Source organism: Solidesulfovibrio sp. C21 (assembly GCF_047785625.1).
In the GTDB taxonomy this organism is placed as follows: domain Bacteria; phylum Desulfobacterota; class Desulfovibrionia; order Desulfovibrionales; family Desulfovibrionaceae; genus Solidesulfovibrio.
On the sequence record NZ_JBLODY010000034.1, the window covers coordinates 1 to 15,735 of the forward strand.

Genomic DNA, 15,735 nt, shown 5'->3' on the forward strand with positions numbered 1-15,735 from the left:
GGGAGAGCGCGAGAGGGGAACCCTTTTTTCAAAAAGGGTTCCCCTCTCGCATCCTCTTCCTCATTCCCCAAAAAAACTCTTCACCACCGTGCTAACGCGTGGCGGTGAATTCACCTTGTCCCACCAGGTTTTCCAGGACGGCCAGATCGGACAGGGCCTTGGCCGTCAGCAGGCGTTTGCGGCCCACGGTCAGCGCTTGCGCCTGGATATTGGTATTGAGCCGCGAGAGTCGGATCACTTCCTGGGTGGCGTGCCAGAAATCGGCGTAGGTGGCCTTGGCCTGGGGCAGGGTTTCCTGTTGGGCGTCCGGCGGCAGCAGGCCGGAGAGATGGTCGAAGCCGGCCCGGGCCTTGGCGTCCTGGCGGTTTATGGCCGCTTCCAGGGTATCCATGCCGGCGGTGGTCGGTTCGTCGATGTGCTGGGCGTGCAGCGACAGGATGGACAGGGCGGCGGTCACGATGCGCAGGGCTTCCCGGCTGGCCGGGCAGAAGGCCGAGTCGATCACCGGGGTCAGGGCATGTTGCAGGCGGCTGACGGCCAGAGCCGCCTCGGTGCGCGAGACCACGGCCGCCCGGAGATTGGTGTTGCGCCCGACAAGGCCACGCAAGATCTCGTCGATGCGGGCCATTTCCGTAAAATCGGCGGCAATGGCGGCCAGGGTGGTCTTTTCCTTGGCACTGCCGTCCTTGCCGATCAATTCCGTCAAGGCTTCCATTCCCTTGGTCAGGCTTTCCATGGCTTGGCGGGCCGCGGCCAGATTGTCTTTGGCGTCGGCCTGGGTCGGAGAAAGCAGGGCGCTTTTTTCGGCGCTGACGGCCAGGAGCAGATCGGTGCGGACCGCTTCGATCCGCTGCTGTTTTTCGTGCAGGATGCGCAGCCTGTCGTGCAGGTCGTCCCCGGAGCAGCCGGAAAGGGCCACGGCCGCAAGCAGCGCGGCAATGAGAGCCAGACAGGATGCGATGGGCAGGTGGCGAAGGCGCGACAGACAAGGGGTGGTCGGCATGAGCCCTCCTTGGCGATGGCTTTTGCGGCTTTGTACCGCCGCCCCGACGGGGCGACAAGCGAAGGCTCCCTGCCGGACATGAAAAAACGGAAAGGCCGCGACACATGCCGCAGCCTTTCCGTAATGACGCCAGGGTCGTGACCCTATTTATGCTTCAGGCGCTCGGCCAGGTATTCGGCCACGTGGCGCACCTCGAAGGTCGTTCCGTCGTGCTCGAAACCGCCGCGAATCTGCATGATGCAGCCCGGGCAGTCGGTGGCCATGGCCGTAGCGCCGGTGGCCGTGAGGTTGTCGATCTTCTTGCGCAGAAGTTCCCTGGACAGCTCCGGGAACTTGACCGAGAAGCTGCCGCCAAATCCGCAGCACACGTCCTCTTCGGCCGCCGGGATGTAGTTGAGGCCGGCATCGCGCAGGAGCTTGCGCGGGGCCTCGGTCACGCCCAGCCCCCGGCACAGGTGGCAGGGCGCATGGTAGGTGACGTCCTTGGCCGGGCCGGCGAAGGACTCGTCCGCCATGCCGAGCACGTCGTGGACGAAGGAGCTGAAGTCTATGACCCGGTCCGTGAACTGGGCGGCCTTGAAGGCCATGGCCGGATCGTCCTTGAACAGCCGCTTGTAGCCGTGCTTGAGGTAGGAGGCGCACGAGGCGCAAAGGGTCACGATGTAGTCGAAGCCCTGGGCGTCGATGGCGTTCATGTTGTGGGCGGCTAGTTCCTTGGCCGCCTGTTTTTCGCCGAGCATCATCAGCGGCAGTCCGCAGCAGGACTGGCCCATGGGGTAATCCATGGCCACGCCGGGACGGCTGGCGATGACGGCCACGGCCGCTTCCATCTGCTCGGGATAGACGAAGTCCTGCACGCAGCCCGAGAAAAGCGCCACCTTGACGTCGGCCTTGTCCACCCGGGGCCGGATTTTTTCCCAGCGCTCCCGAAAGGCCGTGTCGGCGATGGCCGGCAGGGCCCTGAAGTCGTGGTCCTTGAAGAGGAACATGGGCAGATGGCGCAAGAACGGCGTGCCGCCGGTCACGGGCTTCTGGGCCAGGCGGGCCGATTTGAGCATGGTGTGGAAGAGCGTGCGGTTTTTGAGCACCTGCCCCACGGCCTTGGAATAGAGCGGATGACCTTCCTCGTCCTGGATGCGGGCGTGGATCTCCTTGATAAGCGTCGGCAGATCGATGCCCGCCGCGCACACGGCCTTGCACGCGCCGCAGTTGAGGCAGTTTTGCACCAGATTCTTGGCCTTCTCCCGGCCGTGGAAGAAGTAGGTGGCCACGAGCCCGATGGCCCCGATGTAGACGTGGCCGTACTTGTGGCCGCCGACGAGGCGGTAGATGGGGCAGACGTTGGCGCAGGCCCCGCAGCGGATGCAGCGCAGCACCTGCTTGAATTCCGGGTCCCGGGCCATGGCCATGCGGCCGTTGTCCAGGAAGACGACGTGGTGGACCTTCTTGCCGTCCTTGGCGCTCGCCGCCGGCACCGCGCCCGTGATCCAGGTGACGTAGGAGGTGATCGCCTGGCCGGTGGCGTTTTTTGGCAGGCACTTGATGATGCGAAGCGCCTCGTGCAGCGTCGGCACCAGCTTGTCGATGCCGGCCAGGGCCACGTGGACCCGGGGCAGGGTGGTGGTCAGCCGGGCGTTGCCCTCGTTGGTGATGATGCCGATGGAGCCCGTGGCGGCGATGGCGAAGTTGGCTCCGGAAATGCCCATGTCGGCCTGGCAGTATTTGGGCCGCAGCTCGCGCCGGGCCACCTTGACCAGCTTTTGAATATCCACGTCCTGCTGCTTGTGGGTGACCTCGGTGAAAAGGTCGGCCACCTGGTAGCGGGAGAGATGGATGGCGGGCATGACCATGTGGGAGGGGCCTTCGTGGCGTAGCTGGATGATCCATTCGCCAAGGTCCGTTTCGGTGACCTCCAGGCCCTGCCCCTCGAGATGGTCGTTTAGGTGGATTTCCTCGGCTGTCATGGACTTGGACTTGACCACGGTGCGCACGCCGTTTTCCTTGGCGATGGCACCAATGATTTCGTTGGCGTCGTGGGCCGTGGCGGCCCAGTGGACCTTGGTCCCGGCCGCTTCGGCGTGACGCTTGAACTCTTCGAAAAGCTCGGGGAGATGGTCCACGGCGGCATCCTTGGCCGCGGCGATCTCCGCGATCAGTTCCGGGGCGTCGATGCCGGCGAAGGCGTTGGAGCGCGAGGTGCGGTAGGCCACGGCGAACTTGTCCAGGGCCTGTCGCTGAAATTCGTTGTCCAGGGCTTCCCGCAACTGCTTGCGGTAGTCCTTGAGGTTGGCGGCGTCTTGCATCTAGTTGCCCTCCAGGATGAGAAGGTGCAGCTTCAGGGGGCCGTGCACGCCAAGGGCCAGCACCCGCTCGATATCGGCGGTGCGGCTGGGTCCGGTGATAAAGGCCGTGTAGTCCGGACCGGCCATCCACTCGGCCATCCGGTCCTCGAGGTCGTAGGAATCGGCGACGACGGCCCCGGCCGGCAGCACGGCGATATGGGTTTCGGCCACCATGGTGGCCAGACGGACTTCTTCGTCGGTGGAACGCACGACAATGGTGCCGGTTTCGGCGATGCCGGCGGCGGCCATGGTCAGGGCGATGTCGATGCCGCCAAGGCGCTTTCGCATGCCCGTGGTGATGACGGCGATGCCGCGATCCTCGCACAGGGCGGTAAGCTTGGCCACGACGTCTTCCGGCATGTCCGGGGCACAGACGATTTTCTGCTGCTTGGTGCGGCAAAGTGCCTCGGCCGTGTCGGAAATCGGCTCGGCGCAGCCCGAAGCCAGAATCTGGCAGGCTTCCTTATTGGCGCACACGTCGGCCACGTAGGCGATGGCCTCGTCCATGGAGGCGACCTTGGAAACGACGGCGGCCGCCAGGGCGGCCTTTTCCTGCATACGGTCGACGAGGGAAAGGGAAGTCGACATGGGAACCTCTCTTGGCTGGCGGAAACGTCCCGGCCGGACGCGCGGGCATCGCGGCCGGGACGTGGGAAGCTTACGCGACGGCTAGGGCAGCATCCATTTCAGGGGATAGGCCTGCAGCAGGGTCAGCACGCACACGAACAGGGTCATGGCCACGGAATGGCCCAGGGTGAAGCGGAAGATGTTGCCCTCCTGGCCGACCATGTTCGTGGCGGCGGTGGCCACGGCAATGGACTGGGGCGAGATCATCTTGCCGGTGACACCACCCGAGGAGTTGGCGGCCACGCACAGGTGCGGGTCCACGCCGATCTGCTGGGCGGTGGTCTTTTGCAGGGCGCCGAAAAGCGCGTTGGACGAGGTGTCGGAACCGGTCAGGAAGACGCCCAACCAGCCGAGTATCGGGGAGAAGAACGGGAACAGCGCGCCGGTGGCGGTAAAGGCCAGACCCATGGACGAGCTCATGCCCGAGTAGTTCATGATGTAGGCCAGGCCCAGGATCAGGGCGATGGTCAGGATGGGATAGCGCAGCTGCTTGATGGTACGGAAAAAGCAGGCGATGGCCTTGCCGTAACCGTAGTTGGGCATGAAAATGACGGCGATCAGGCCGGCGAGGAGGATAGCGGTGCCGGCGGCGGAGCCGATGTTGACGTTGAACACCGCGCCGTAGGGGGTGTTGGCGGCCACGATGGGCGCGGTTTTGATGACGACGTTGTGCAGATCCGGCCACTGGAAGGCGAAGCCGAAGGGCTTGAGCAGCACCTTGACCGGATTAAGGCCCCACAGGAAAACCATGATGGCCAGGATAATATAGGGCATCCAGGCGCGCAGGATCTCGCCGCCGGAGTATTCCGAGGCGACCTTGCGGTCGGCCGCGGGCGGCTCGTCCGGGAAATGCCAGACGTTTTTCGGCTTCCAGACCTTGAGGAACAGGCCCAGGCCGATGATGGTGATGATGGCCGAAATGATGTCAGGCAGGTACGGGCCGACGAAGTTGGACACCAGGAACTGGGAACCGGCGAAGCACACGCCGGCTACGATGATGGCCGGCAGGACTTCCATGGAGCGCTTGAAGCCGCACATGGTGACCGACAGCCACAACGGAATGATCACGGACAGAAACGGCAGCTGGCGGCCGATGATCTGGCTGATCTTCATGATGTCGAGGTCGGTGACCTTGGCCGCGACAACGACGGGGATGCCGATGGCGCCGAAAGCCACCGGGGCGGTGTTGGCGATCAGGCAGATGCCGGCGGCGTAGAGCGGGTTGAACCCGAGGCCCACCAGCATGGCGGCGGTGATGGCGACGGGCGTGCCGAAGCCGGCCGTGCCCTCGATAAACGAGCCGAAGGCGAAAGCGATGAAGATGGCCTGGAGCCGGCGGTCGTCGGTGATCTGGGCCAGGGAGTTCTTGATGATGTTGAACTCGCCCGATTCAACCGTCATGTTGTAGACCCAGATGGCGGTGACCACGATCCACACGATGGGGAAAAGACCGAAGGCCGCGCCGTACAGGGTGGCGTCAAGGGCCAGGCCGACCGGCATGCCCCAGGCCACGATGGCCAGGATGACGGCCACGGCCGTAGCCACGAAGGCGGCCTTGTGGCCGGCCATGCGTTTGACGGCCAGCATGTAGAAAAGGATGTAGAGGGGAATGCCTGCCACCAGCGCGGACAGGCCCACACTGCCAAGCGGTTGGTACTGTTGGACCCACGTCATGTTCTTCGCTCCTTTGGTTTGGATATGAGACCAGCCGCTCCCGTTCCCGTCGCCGAGGGCGGGTGCGGGCCGTAACCGCCCAGTACGGTAGGCCATGCGTTTCCAGCCCGAAGCGCGCCGGCGACGGACGCGCTTCGGGCATGGAAGACGCTAGATTCCCAGATTCTTTTTGAGAGCAGGCAAGTTGAGCGCCTGCAACACGAGCTTGGAGCCGTGTTCGATGCGGGAGTTGTCGCGCAGTTTTTCGCGCGTCAGAATCAATTCCATTTTTTTGGCCACGGTGAAGGTATCGTCGCGCACCACGATGACCGGCACGCCTTTGTCCTCGGCCTTGGCCAGGATGATGTCGTTGGGGTAGAGGTTGCCGGTCAGAATCAGCGCCGCGCAGCCGCCTTCCAGGGCCACGAGTTGCAGGTCGGCCCGGTCGCCGCCGCAGAGGATAGCCACGTCCTTATGACGCTTGAAGAAGGTGACGAAGTTCTCCACCTGCATGGTGCCGATCAGGAAGTTGACCACCAGATTGTCGGTGCGCCCGCCCGTGGTGATCATGCGGCCGCCGAGGCCGTGGGCCAGGTCGCCCGCGCGCACGGCGAACATGATGGGGTCGTGGGGCACGATGCCGAGCACGTCCACGCCGCGCCGCTTGAGGAAGGGCACGATCAGCGTCTCGGCTTCCTCGCGGAAGTGGTCGGGCACGTCGTTTAAAATGACGCCGACCAGGTCGTCGCCCAGGGCTTCCTTGGCCGCGGCCAGGTAGTCGTAGTTGTACTCCTGGATATAGCGGTCGACGAGCAGCACCTTGGCGCCGATGGCGCCGGCCACGGATACGCCGTCCACGCCGCAGTACTTGCCGGAATACAGGAAGCTGCCCGAACCGCCGACCAGCATGAGGTCCTTGCCGGCGGAGAGCTTCTTATAGCTGTCGACGATGCCCGGCATCAGGTTGGCGCAATCCTCCAGGAAGGCGCGCATATGGAAATCCCGGGTGATGACCACGGGACTGACCAGCGAAGGGGATTCCGACAGGCCCAGGGCCTGCTGCATGAAATGGGCGTCTTCGTCGCCGATCTGGTTGTTGATCTTGTGGGGCACGGCGCCGACAGGCTTCATATAGCCGATGGTCTTGCCTTCGCGTTGAAACTGCTGCCCCAGGGCCAGCGTGACGAGGTTCTTGCCCGAATATCCCTGCGTGGACCCGATATAGAGACCGATCATAGGATTGTTCCTCCTGGATTCTGCTTACTTTGCGCTCAGGGTGATCCGCACGTCGGCGACCACGGCCTTTTCCGCGTTGACCAGCACCGGGTTGAACTCGGCTTCCTGGATCTCCGGGAAATCCAGGGCCAGTTCCGACATGGTCAAAAGGATGTCCTCGATGGCCTGGAAGTTGACCGGCGGTTCGCCGCGCACGCCCTTAAGGAGCATGTACGATTTGATCTCGCGGATGATCCCCTTGGCGTCGTCGCGCCCGAGCGGAGCCAGGCGGAAGGCGATGTCCTTTAAGATTTCCACGTAGATGCCGCCGAGGCCGAACATCAGAAGCGGACCGAACTGGTCGTCGCGCTTGAACCCGATGATGATCTCCTTGCAGCCCTTGGGGGCCATTTCCTGGACCAGACAGCCGGCGATATACGCCTCGGGGCGCATACGCTGGGCTCGAGCCGTGATGTCGAAGAAAGCGTTTTTCACGGCCTCGGCGTCGGTGAGGTTCACCTTGACGCCGCCCACGTCCGACTTGTGCGAGATCTGCGGCGAGGCGATCTTTAAAACCACCGGGTAGCCGATCTTTTCCGCGCCGGCCACGGCCTCGTCCGACGAGCGGGCCAGCACCGTGTTGGGGGTGGGCAGGTTGTAGGCGCGAAGCACTTCCTGGGCCTGGAACTCGACCACCTCGGTCGCGCCCTTGGACCGGGCCTCGTTGATGACAAGGCGCGCCTTCTGGCGGTTGCGCCGGATCTCCGGGAACTCCTGGGCCGGGGTCTGCCGCCAGAGGTAGTACTTGTACATGGTCTCGATGCTGGCGATCAGGGGCTCGGGGTAGACCGAACAGGGGAGGCTGGCGTCGTTTAACATGCGCACGCCGGGTTTGGTGCGCATGCCGCCCATGTAGTTGACGAAGATGGGTTTCTTCGTGGTCTTGGAGACATCGATGATGGCCTGGGCCGTCTCGACGATCTGGGCCGAGGCGGTCGGGGTCAAAAGGACCAGGATCGAGTGCACCTGCGGGTCTTCGACCACCACCTCGAGCGCCTTGCGGTAGCGCTCGGCCGGGGCGTCGCCCACGAGGTCGACCGGGTTGTAGAGCGCCGCGTAGGGCGGCAGGAACTCCTTGAACCGCTCGATGGTGCTGCTCGACAGGCGCGCCATGTTGAGCAGCTGCGACTTTTCGATGGCGTCGGCGGCCAGAATGCCGGGACCGCCGGCGTTGGTGACCACGCACACGCCGGGGCCTTCGGGCAGGGGCTGGGTGGAGAAGGCCATGGCCAGGTCAAAAAGCGTGCCCATGTCGCCCGCGCGAATGACGCCGGTTTTGCGGAAGGCGGCGGTGTAGGCCGCGTCCGAGCCGGCGATGGCTCCGGTATGGGAGGAGGCCGCCTTGGCGCCGGCGGTGGTGGTGCCGGACTTGATCATGATGACGGGCTTTTCCCGGCAGACCTTGGCCGCCTGCTCGATAAAGTCCGCGCCGTTGGAGACGTTTTCGATATAGCCCAGGATGACCTTGGTATTCGGGTCGGTGCGCAGGTATTCCAGCATGTTGGCTTCGTTGACCACGGCCATGTTGCCCATGGATACGAACTTGGAAAACCCGACTTCCTCGCCAAGCGCCCAGTCGAGAATCGCGGTGCACAACGCGCCGGACTGGGAGAAGAAGGCGATGGAGCCCTTCTTCGGGTAGCCGGCGGCAAAGGAGGCGTTGTTGTCGTCATGGGTGCTGAGCAGGCCCAGGCAGTTGGGGCCGACCATGGCGATGTCGTTTTTCGTACAGATTTCGATGAGCTGCTGTTCGAGGGCCGCGCCTTCCCGGCCCACTTCCTTGAATCCCGCCGTGATGATGATGACGGAACGGACTTTGCGGGCGGCCAGCGCCTCCATGGAAGGCACGACTGCCTTCACAGGGACGACGATGACGGCCAGGTCGAGGCCCTCGGGAAGGTCCTCGATGCTTTTGGTGACGGGAAGGCCCAGGATTGTATCGGATTTGGGATTGACGGGAATCAATGTTCCCTTGAATTCCGCATCCAGCATATTATGCACCACCGTATGGCCGACTTTTCCCGGCTTATCGGACGCGCCGATGACGGCTACGGTTTTGGGCGCAAAAAGCGCATGGATATTCTCTTTAAAACTCATTCGGCTACCTCGCTCGCCTGTTTGCGACCGGATCTCGTTACCGCCCGGCCAGGGTCTCCGCGTAGATTTCCACCGGATGCCGTATGGCCAAGCTGTCGCCGGCCTGGGACAGCATATCCCCTATTTGCAACATGCAGGCCGGGCAACTGGTGGCGACGACGGATGCACCGGTGGCCACGATGTTGTCCCGCTTGCGCTTGCCGATGCGTTTGGACAGGTCGTAGTGCTGCAACGTGAAGCTGCCGCCGGATCCGCAGCAGGAATCCGCCCCCTCCATCTCGATAAGACGATAGTGGGGATTGGCCGCTATAAGAGCCCTGGGTTCGGCGGAGATGCCCAGGGATTTTTTCAAATGGCAGGGATCGTGATAGGTGATCGTCACCTCCTTGCCGATGGTTGCGCCGACGGGGGGTGTCACGCCCACGTCCTGGATCAGGAAGGCGCTTATGTCCTTTACCTTGGCCGAAAGCTCCCGAATCCTGATCCTTGTGGATTCGGGCAGGCCGGTGGCCATAAGCGGCCATATCTTCTTTATGGTGGAAGTGCAGGTGGCGCAGGGCGTCACCAGCACGTCGAAGTCATGATCCCCGAACAGGGCCATATTGTCGGCTACAAGGGCCTCGAAGGTCTTGCTGTCACCCGAGGACAGGGCCGGGATGCCGCAGCAGGCCTGGCCGTGGGGCATGTAGACCCCCACTCCATGGTGATCGCAGACCTTAAGGACCGCCTCGCCGATGCGCGGGAACATCTTGTCCACCACGCAGCCGTAGAAGAACGCCACCTTGAGCCCGGAAGGGCCGCGGGGGGCGTCGCGTTCGATCTGGCTCGCGTGCAGCGGGGTGCCTGCCAGGGGGGCGAAATGACGTCCCTCGAGCAGTTTGGAAAAGACCCTCGCGCACGAAGAGCCGATGGCGTCGTTGACAGGACGGGTGAAGATGCCCTGGAACTTGGCCGCGATGGCCATGACCGAGTCGAACAGCCGGGGATTTTTTAAAAGTCCCCGGAAGATGACCCGTTTGACCGGCGGCAGGCCGTAATAGCCCGTCAGAAAGGCCCGGGCCTTGAGGAAGATGTCCAGGGCCTTGACGCCGCTTGGACAATTGGCCTGGCACGAGCCGCACAGCAGACAGGCGTCCAGACGTTCCTTGACCCCGGCCGGGTCCTTGATGACCTCGTCGGCCAGGCATTCGAGCAGGGCGATCTTGCCCCGGGCCACGTGGGCCTCGAGACCGGTTTCCGCGTAGAGCGGACACACAGCCTGGCACATGCCGCAACGCATGCAGGCGACCAGTTGGTCGTCGATTTGCTTGAGCAGCCCGACCAGTTCGCGCATCTCGCTCATATCATTCCCCCGTGATCTTGCCAGGATTGAGAATCCCTTTGGGATCCAGGGCCGCTTTGAGTTTCTTGGCGTAGAGGATGGAGCCCCTGCCGACTTCCTTGACCATGTATTTCGACTTGGCCGTGCCGATGCCGTGCTCGCCCGAAAGCGTGCCGCCAAGGGACAGGGCCACGTCGAAGATCTCGTCGATGGCCGCCTCGACCCGCTTCCACTCCTCGTGATCGCGCTTGTCGGTCAGGATGGTGGGGTGCAGGTTGCCGTCGCCGGCATGGCCGAAGGTGCCGATGGTAAGCCGGTACTTGGCAGCGATGGCCTCCAGCGCGCCGACCATGGCCGGGATTTGCGAGCGGGGGACGGTGGCGTCCTCGAGCACGGTGGTCGGGCGTACCCGGGCCAAAGCGGACAGTGCCGCCCGGCGGGCCTCCCAGACCTTGTTGCGCTCGGCCGCGTCCTTGGCCACGTGAATGCGGGTGGCCCCGTGGCGCCCGCAGATGGCCTCGACTTCGGCCGCTTCGTCCTCGACCTGGGCCGGATGGCCGTCGACCTCGATCAGCAGCAAGGCCTTGGCGTCGGTCGGAAGTCCGGCGTGTGCGAAGTCCTCCACGGTTTTGATGGTGAAGTCATCCATGTATTCCAGGGTCGCCGGCACGATCTTGGCCGCGATGATGGCGGCCACGGCCTCCGACGCCTTTCCCAGGTCGTCGAAGATGGCCATCATGGCCTTGCTGGCCTTGGGCGGCGGCACGAGCTTCAGGATGATCTCGTTAAAGACCCCAAGCGTGCCTTCGGAGCCGACCATAAGGCCGTGCAGGTTCATGCCGGTGACGCACTTGACGGTGCGCGAACCGGTTTTGACCAGCTCGCCGTCCACGTCATAGAGGCTAAGCCCCATGACGTAGTCCTTGGTGACGCCATATTTCAGGCCGCGAAGCCCGCCGGCGTTTTCGGCCACGTTGCCGCCGATGGTGGACACGGCCTGGCTGCCCGGGTCGGGCGGGTAGAAAAGCCCCCGCTTGGCCACCTCGGCCGCGAACTTGGCCGTGATGACGCCGGTCTGGACCACGGCGTACATGTCGGCTTCGTTGATCTCGATGATCTTGCTCAGCGCCCCGGTCAGGGCCACCACCCCTCCGACGGCGGGAATGGTGCCGCCGGAGAGATTGGTGCCCGAGCCGCGAACGGTCAGCGGCAAACCGAGTTCATTGCAGGTGGCGACCACCCGTCCCAGGGCTTCGGGCGTCTCCGGCCGGACGGCCAGGGCCGGGAGCTTGGGGGGAAGGACCGCGGCATCGTAGGAATACGCATGGCGGTCCGCTTCGCTGGCCAGGACGTTTTCCTTGCCGACGATTTCCTCGAACTTCTGGGACAGGTGGTTGTCCATGTGGTTGCTCTCGCTTGTTACTTATTTTCCGGAGCGGCCTTCGTCGCAAGGTTCGTCGGCCGCCGGACGGGCGTGTTCGGCCACGGGAGCGGTCTCGCAAAACGCGGAATCGGCGTCGCCGGAGCCCGTGTTGGGAGCGGCGGGGGCGTCGAAGACCGGCATGGAGGCCAGGTATTCCAGTTCCTTATAGCGCTTCTTGTAGGCCGCCTCCATGGTGGTGCGGTAGCGCAGGGACATATCGGGGTGCATCTTTTCCAGGGCCGCATAGCGGACTTCGCCGCCGAGGAAGCCCTGGAAGTCGCCGGCCGGGGCCTTGGAGTCGATGGTCAGCGGGTTCTTGCCCTCGGCCGCGAGGTCCGGATTGAAGCGGTACAGCGGCCAGTAGCCGGTTTCCACGGCCAGCTTGGCCTCCTCCATGGACTTGCCCATGCCTTTGCGGATGCCCTGGTTGATGCAGGGGGCGTAGGCGATGACGATGGAGGGACCCTTGTGGGCTTCGGCCTCGAGCAAGGCCTTTAAGGCCTGGTTCTTGTCCGCGCCCATGGCGATGGAGGCCACGTAGACGTAGCCGTAGGTCATGGCCATGCGGCCCAGGTCCTTTTTGCCCGTGACCTTGCCGGCGGAAGCGAACTTGGCGATGGCGCCGAGCGGCGTGGCCTTGGAGGCCTGGCCGCCGGTGTTGGAGTAGACTTCGGTGTCCATGACCAGGATGTTGACGTCCTCGCCCGAGGCGATGACGTGGTCGAGGCCGCCGTAACCGATATCGTAGGCCCAGCCGTCGCCGCCGAAGATCCACACGGACTTCTTGGTGAAGATGTCGGCGTCGGCCAGGATGGCCGCCTGGGCCGGGTCGTTCTTGTCGAGCAGGGACTTCATCTGGTCGCCGTAGAGGCGCGAGGCGGCCGGATCGTCCTTTTTCTCCTGCCAGCCGGCCAGGGCGGCGCGCAGCGCGTCGGAAAGCGAGCCTTCCAGGGCGGCGGCGACGTTGTCGGCCAGTTTGGCCCGGCGTTGCTTGAGGGCCATATTGTAGCCGAAGCCGAATTCGGCCGCGTCTTCAAACAGCGAGTTGTTCCAGGCCGGACCAAAGCCTTCGGCGTTGACGGCGTAGGGCGAGGTCGGCGCGGAGCCGCCCCAAATCGAGGAGCAACCCGTGGCGTTGGCGACCATCATGCGTTCGCCGAAGAGCTGGGTGAGAAGCTTGACGTACGGGGTCTCGCCGCAACCGGCGCAAGCGCCCGAGAATTCGAGCAGCGGCTGGTAGAACTGGCTGCCCTTGAGGTTCTCGCGTTTGACCAGATTGCCCTTGTTTTTAAGCGACATGGCGAAGGCGTGGTTTTCCACCTGGACCGCCATTTCCTCTTCGAGGGGCTTCATGACCAGCGCTTTCTGCTTGGCCGGGCAGGTGTTGGCGCAGGAGCCGCAACCCATGCAGTCCATGGGGAAGACCTGCATGCGGTAGGAAAGGCCCTTGAGCTCCTTGCCGGTGGCCGGCAGGGTGTCGTAGGAGGCCGGCGCCCCGGCCATTTCGGCCTCGTCGGCCAGGAAGGGCCGGATGGTGGCGTGAGGGCAGACCATGGAGCACTGGTTGCACTGGATGCAGTTCTCCTTGATCCAGTGGGGGACGTTTATGGCCACGCCGCGCTTTTCGTACTGCGAGGTGGCGGCGGGGAAGGAGCCGTTTTCGGCAAAGGCGGAAACCGGCACTTCGTCGCCCTTCTGGGCCAGGATGGGCCGGATGACCTTGTTGAAGTACTCGGGTTCGTCGGGGGCGGCGGTCTTGGCGTCCGGGGCGGAGGCCCAGGCGGCCGGGACCTTGATCTCGACCACGCCGTCCAGGGCCATGTCCACGGCGGCGATGTTCATGTTGACGATCTTGTCGCCCTTCTTGCCGTAGGTCTTCTTGATGGAGTCCTTCAGCAGGCTGATGGCCTCTTCGATGGGCAGCACGCCGGCCAGCTTGAAAAAGGCCGTCTGCATGATCATGTTGATGCGCGCGCCAAGGCCGGTCTTTTCGCCGATGGCCACGGCGTCGATGTTGTAGACCTTGAGCTTCTTGTCGGCGATCACGCGCAGCATGTGCCCGGGCAGGTTCTTTTCGAGCTCTGCCGGGGTGTTCCAGGGGGAGTTGAGCACGAAGGTGCCGCCTTCCTTCACGCCTTCGAGGATGTCGTAGACATGCACGTAGCTCGGCTTGTGGCAGGCGATGTAGTCCGCCGAGTCGACCAGGTAGGTGGACTGGATGGGCTTTTTGCCGAAGCGCAGGTGGGAGACGGTGATGCCGCCGGATTTTTTCGAGTCGTAGGCAAAGTAGCCCTGGGCGTAGAGATCGGTGTTGTCGCCGATGATCTTGATGGCCGACTTGTTGGCGCCGACGGTGCCGTCGGAACCGAAGCCCCAGAACTTGCACTGCACGGTGCCTTCGGGGACCGTGGGCAGCGGGCCGCCCATGGGCAGGGAATTGCCGGAGACGTCGTCCACGATGCCGACCACGAAGTGGCGCTTGGGCGCGGCGGCGGCCATGTTGTCGAAGATGGACTTGGCCATGCCGGGGCGGAACTCCTTGGAGCCCAGGCCGTAGCGGCCGCTCATGAGCTTGGGAATGGAGCCGCCGCGCTCGACGAAGGCCGCGCAGACGTCTTCGTAAAGCGGATCGCCGAGGCTGCCCGGCTCCTTGGTGCGGTCAAGGACGGTGACCACCTCGGCCGAGGTGGGCAGGACCTTGAAGAGCGCATCCGGGGAGAAGGGACGGAACAGGCGGACCTTGACCAGGCCCACTTTCTCGCCCTTGGTGTTTAAGTAATTGACCACTTCCTCGATGGTCTCGCACGAGGAGCCCATGGAGACCACGACGCGGTCGGCGTCGGGCGCGCCCACGTAGTCGAAGAGCTTGTAGGGGCGACCGGTCAGGGCCCCGACCTTGTCCATCATGGCCGAGACGATGCCGGGCAGAAGCTGGTAGTAGGGATTGGAGCGTTCGCGGCCCTGGAAGAAGATGTCCGGGTTCTGGGCGGTGCCGCGCAGGTCGGGATGCTCGGGATTCATGGCCCGGGCGCGGAAGGCGGCGACCTTCTCCATGTTGACCAGTCCCTTCATGTCCTCGTAGTCGATGACTTCGATTTTCTGGATCTCGTGGGAGGTCCGGAAGCCGTCGAAGAGGTGGACGAAGGGCACGCTGCCCTCGATGGCGGACAGGTGGGCGACCAGGGCCATGTCCATGCATTCCTGGACCGAGGCCGAGGCGAGCTGGGCGAAGCCGGTGGAGCGGGCGGCCATGACGTCGGAGTGATCGCCGAAGATCGACAGGGCATGGGTGGCTACGGCCCGGGCCGACACGTGGAAGACGGCCGGCAGGAGTTCGCCGGCGATCTTGAACATGTTGGGGATCATGAGCAGCAGGCCCTGGGAGGCGGTGAAGGTGGTGGTCAGGGCTCCGGCCGCAAGCGAACCGTGTACCGCGCCGGCCGCGCCGGCCTCGGACTGCATTTCCCGAATGGTCACAGTCTGGCCGAAGATGTTTTTGAGTCCCTTGGCCGCCCATTCATCCGCGATTTCGCCCATGGTGGACGAAGGCGTGATAGGATAAATGGCCGCCGTGTCGCTTAACGCGTACGCGACGTGCGTGGTGGCGGTATTGCCGTCCATGCTTTTCATCTTCTTGGCCATGCTCAAGTCTCCTTGAAAATGTTGTCGTTGGACCGAACAAAAGGAGGTCGGCGTCGACGCTTCCCTCCAGGCAAACCCCGTGCCAATTGTTAAAAGACAGTTAGACTTCGATGAGTTGTCGATCCGGTGAACCCACTCCAGGCTCTGATGCGCGAGGGGTATCCGATTTTTCGGATACCGCTACGCAGCCTAATACCGCGAAATGTATGGTTTCGTAAAGCGGGACCCATGAATGGGCGTTGTCCGGAATTTCAGACGGGCGGCGTTCGTCTGAAAAATCAGACACCAATAGCCTCCTTGTCCGCAGGGAAGGGGATTCCCGCTGTTTGATGCCACAAACACCATCGGATGG

9 protein-coding genes are annotated in these 15,735 nt (G+C 63.7%); all 9 read right to left on the bottom strand.

Annotation, left to right across the window (positions count from 1 at the left end; translation table 11 throughout):
• Window positions 1-91 precede the first annotated feature (91 nt).
• The 9 genes from ACMZ6R_RS11560 to nifJ all read right to left on the bottom strand — a co-directional run bounded on the left by ACMZ6R_RS11560 (window position 92) and on the right by nifJ (window position 15,383).
• A complete protein-coding gene (locus ACMZ6R_RS11560) occupies window positions 92-1,003 on the bottom strand; it encodes a hypothetical protein (RefSeq protein ID WP_416111539.1) in 912 nt (303 codons plus the stop codon).
• 143 nt (window positions 1,004-1,146) lie between these two features.
• On the bottom strand, window positions 1,147-3,306 hold the full coding sequence (gene ldhH / locus ACMZ6R_RS11565; protein ID WP_416111541.1) for an L-lactate dehydrogenase (quinone) large subunit LdhH: 2,160 nt from the start codon (window positions 3,304-3,306) through the stop codon (window positions 1,147-1,149).
• Window positions 3,307-3,933, bottom strand: coding sequence for a LutC/YkgG family protein (locus tag ACMZ6R_RS11570; RefSeq protein WP_416111543.1), 627 nt, complete (start codon window positions 3,931-3,933; stop codon window positions 3,307-3,309). It abuts the gene before it with no gap.
• An 81-nt stretch (window positions 3,934-4,014) separates the two neighbouring features.
• A complete protein-coding gene (locus tag ACMZ6R_RS11575) occupies window positions 4,015-5,646 on the bottom strand; it encodes an L-lactate permease (protein ID WP_416111545.1) in 1,632 nt (543 codons plus the stop codon).
• Window positions 5,647-5,796: 150 nt separating this feature from the next.
• A complete protein-coding gene (locus ACMZ6R_RS11580; RefSeq protein WP_416111547.1) occupies window positions 5,797-6,861 on the bottom strand; it encodes a phosphotransacetylase family protein in 1,065 nt (354 codons plus the stop codon).
• A gap of 24 nt (window positions 6,862-6,885) precedes the next feature.
• Complete coding sequence (locus ACMZ6R_RS11585; protein ID WP_416111549.1) at window positions 6,886-8,997, bottom strand: acetate--CoA ligase family protein; 2,112 nt, start codon at window positions 8,995-8,997, stop codon at window positions 6,886-6,888.
• Window positions 8,998-9,034: 37 nt separating this feature from the next.
• Entirely contained in the window at window positions 9,035-10,339 is a 1,305-nt protein-coding gene (locus tag ACMZ6R_RS11590) for a (Fe-S)-binding protein (RefSeq protein ID WP_416111551.1), read from the bottom strand.
• Between the two features lies 1 nt (window position 10,340).
• Window positions 10,341-11,720, bottom strand: a complete 1,380-nt coding sequence (locus ACMZ6R_RS11595; RefSeq protein WP_416111553.1) for an FAD-binding oxidoreductase — start codon at window positions 11,718-11,720, stop codon at window positions 10,341-10,343.
• A 21-nt stretch (window positions 11,721-11,741) separates the two neighbouring features.
• Entirely contained in the window at window positions 11,742-15,383 is a 3,642-nt protein-coding gene (nifJ, locus tag ACMZ6R_RS11600; protein WP_416111555.1) for a pyruvate:ferredoxin (flavodoxin) oxidoreductase, read from the bottom strand.
• Between the last annotated feature and the right edge of the window lie 352 nt (window positions 15,384-15,735).

Excerpts from the sequence above, each read along its gene's own strand:
- nifJ (WP_416111555.1), bottom strand. The coding sequence starts at position 15,383 with ATGGCCAAGAAGATGAAAAGCATGGACGGCAATACCGCCACCACGCAC.
- ACMZ6R_RS11560 (WP_416111539.1), bottom strand. The coding sequence starts at position 1,003 with ATGCCGACCACCCCTTGTCTGTCGCGCCTTCGCCACCTGCCCATCGCA.
- ACMZ6R_RS11590 (WP_416111551.1), bottom strand. The coding sequence starts at position 10,339 with ATGAGCGAGATGCGCGAACTGGTCGGGCTGCTCAAGCAAATCGACGAC.
- ACMZ6R_RS11575 (WP_416111545.1), bottom strand. The coding sequence starts at position 5,646 with ATGACGTGGGTCCAACAGTACCAACCGCTTGGCAGTGTGGGCCTGTCC.
- ACMZ6R_RS11580 (WP_416111547.1), bottom strand. The coding sequence starts at position 6,861 with ATGATCGGTCTCTATATCGGGTCCACGCAGGGATATTCGGGCAAGAAC.
- ACMZ6R_RS11585 (WP_416111549.1), bottom strand. The coding sequence starts at position 8,997 with ATGAGTTTTAAAGAGAATATCCATGCGCTTTTTGCGCCCAAAACCGTA.
- ACMZ6R_RS11595 (WP_416111553.1), bottom strand. The coding sequence starts at position 11,720 with ATGGACAACCACCTGTCCCAGAAGTTCGAGGAAATCGTCGGCAAGGAA.
- ACMZ6R_RS11570 (WP_416111543.1), bottom strand. The coding sequence starts at position 3,933 with ATGTCGACTTCCCTTTCCCTCGTCGACCGTATGCAGGAAAAGGCCGCC.
- ldhH (WP_416111541.1), bottom strand. The coding sequence starts at position 3,306 with ATGCAAGACGCCGCCAACCTCAAGGACTACCGCAAGCAGTTGCGGGAA.